A 2140-nucleotide genomic window follows, 5' to 3' on the forward strand; every position below is an offset into this window, starting at 1 on the left:
TGTTCTTTAAACGTAAACAAGACTTACCTAAGTTCCATTCTAAGAAACAAGACTATGGGTACACAACCAACCTTGTTAACCATAACATCGTTCTATTAAAAGGCTACATCAAACTCCCTAAACTGGGCGAAGTGAAGATCAAACAACACAGAACCATACCGAGTGAGATGATTCTCAAAAGCGTAACTGTATCAAAGAGTAGTACAGGTAAGTATTATGTCTCTATTCTATATGAATACCAAAAAGAGATTCAGAAACAAGTAGTCAAAGATGCCATAGGACTAGATTTCTCAATGACTCATTTTTATGTCGATAGTGAAGGATTCAAGATGGACTATCCTAAAGACATACAAACAGACTTTAACAAACTTAGAGTCCTTCAAAGAAGTTTATCTAGAAGAATCAAAGGGTCTAGTAACTATGATAAGAAGGCATTAGAAATCGCCTTGTTATATGAAAGAATCAAACATAAAAGAGATGACTTCCTACATAAACTATCTAACGCGATAGCCAAGCGTCATGATTTAGTGAGTGTAGAAGGAATAAATCTCATCGAGATGTCTCAAGATAATCCATATTACGCCAAACAGGTATCTAGATTTGGTTGGACTAGATTTGTATCCTTCTTGAAGTATAAGTTAGAAACACAGGGTAAAACACTGATGGTGATGGATCAGTGGTATCCATCCTCAAAGACGTGTAGTCACTGTGGGGAATTACATACTACCCTCAAACTCTCTAATCGAGTGTTTGAGTGTCCAAACTGTAATACTAACTTAGATCGAGATCATAACGCAGCGATCAATATCAATAAAGAAGGATTTAGAAAGTATCAATTCGCTTTATCCATATAAAAGAACTAAGAACCGTAGGGACTACGGGGATAGCCTATTGAGTCACTGGCGGGTACGCTGGTTTGGATAGGAAGCCCCCACTTCTATTAAGTGGTGGGTAGTTCACGATAATATGTTAATCGATTGTAAAATGTGGCTAGAGAATAAAAAAAGAAACCATCAAGGGTTTCCTGTTATGACATAATTTTATCATACAAAATATACAACACAAGTAATATGACTTAGAGAGTAACAAAGATGTTGAAGTATATAAGAGTATGGTATAAATGAAGTGAGTAATAGTCCAAAAGGAGAACATATGAAAGCAGATACTATACACGTCAAATTCGATTCAAACTTTGTTGGTGAAATGACTTCACCGACAGGCAAGATTGCGTTAGGCAGTCAACATAACGGGATGAAACCCTATCATTTATTGTTTGGAGCGGTCGCTTCATGTTTTTACGCGACATTTTTGAGTGTTGCTCAAAAGATGCGACTAACCCATACGGATGTAGAAATTGAGGTTTCTGGGAATAAACGCGATGAAACCCCAGCGACTTTAGATCACGTCCTCATTAAAATGGTTATTTATAACGGTTCAGATGAAGCGAAACTCAGAAGAGCGGCGGATTTAGGCGCACAGTATTGTTCCATTCATGAGACTGTTTCTAAAGTAGCGAAAATCGATTTAGAAGTCACTTTCAAAACCAAGTAACAAGAGGAGGGGTTTACCATGCCTTTTCAAATCATTGAGGGCGATATCACCACCTTAGAAGTGGACTCGATTGTCAATTCCACCAGTTCAGAACCCTTTATTTTTGGTGGTTTAGATGCACAAATTCATGCATTAGCTGGACCTGAACTCTTAAAAGCACGTGCGAAGTTCGGGACTTTAAAGCTTTCACAACCAGTCATTACAGAAAGCTACAATCTAAGATCTAAAAAGGTCATTCATGTGGTCGGTTCAATCTATAAAACAGGTCGTTTGAATGAAGCGACACAGCTTAAAGAAACCTATCAACACGTTTTAGAACTCGCCAGTGAACTACCCACCACTTAATAGAAGTGGGGGCTTCCTATCCAAACCAGCGTACCCGCCAGTGACTCAATAGGCTATCCCCGTAGTCCCTACGGTTTTTAGTTCTTTTATATGGATAAAGCTAATTGATACTTTCTAAATCCTTCTTTGTTGATATTCATCGCTGCGTTGTGGTCTCGATCTAAGTGTAACTCACACTTTGGACACTCAAACACGCGATTAGAGAGTTTGAGTTCACTATGAATCTCACCACAGGTACTACAGG

4 protein-coding genes are annotated in these 2140 nt (G+C 38.3%); 3 read left to right on the forward strand and 1 reads right to left on the reverse strand.

Annotated elements, in window-relative coordinates; all coding sequences use genetic code 11:
* The 3 genes from N7603_RS08900 to N7603_RS08910 form a co-directional block, all read left to right on the forward strand.
* Positions 1-854, forward strand: an 854-nt coding sequence (locus N7603_RS08900) for an RNA-guided endonuclease InsQ/TnpB family protein (protein WP_262097075.1), incomplete at its 5' end; no start/stop codon positions are given.
* A gap of 298 nt (positions 855-1152) precedes the next feature.
* A complete protein-coding gene (locus N7603_RS08905; protein ID WP_262097076.1) occupies positions 1153-1551 on the forward strand; it encodes an OsmC family protein in 399 nt (132 codons plus the stop codon).
* An 18-nt stretch (positions 1552-1569) separates the two neighbouring features.
* A complete protein-coding gene (locus N7603_RS08910) occupies positions 1570-1896 on the forward strand; it encodes a macro domain-containing protein (RefSeq protein WP_262097077.1) in 327 nt (108 codons plus the stop codon).
* 86 nt (positions 1897-1982) lie between these two features.
* On the opposite strand, the gene N7603_RS09130 is transcribed toward N7603_RS08910, so the two are convergent.
* Positions 1983-2140 (reverse strand): zinc ribbon domain-containing protein (locus N7603_RS09130; RefSeq protein WP_373425404.1); only part of this gene is annotated, 158 nt, incomplete at its 5' end.

The organism is Paracholeplasma vituli, from assembly GCF_025446935.1.
Lineage (GTDB): Bacteria > Bacillota_I > Bacilli_A > Acholeplasmatales > UBA5453 > Paracholeplasma > Paracholeplasma vituli.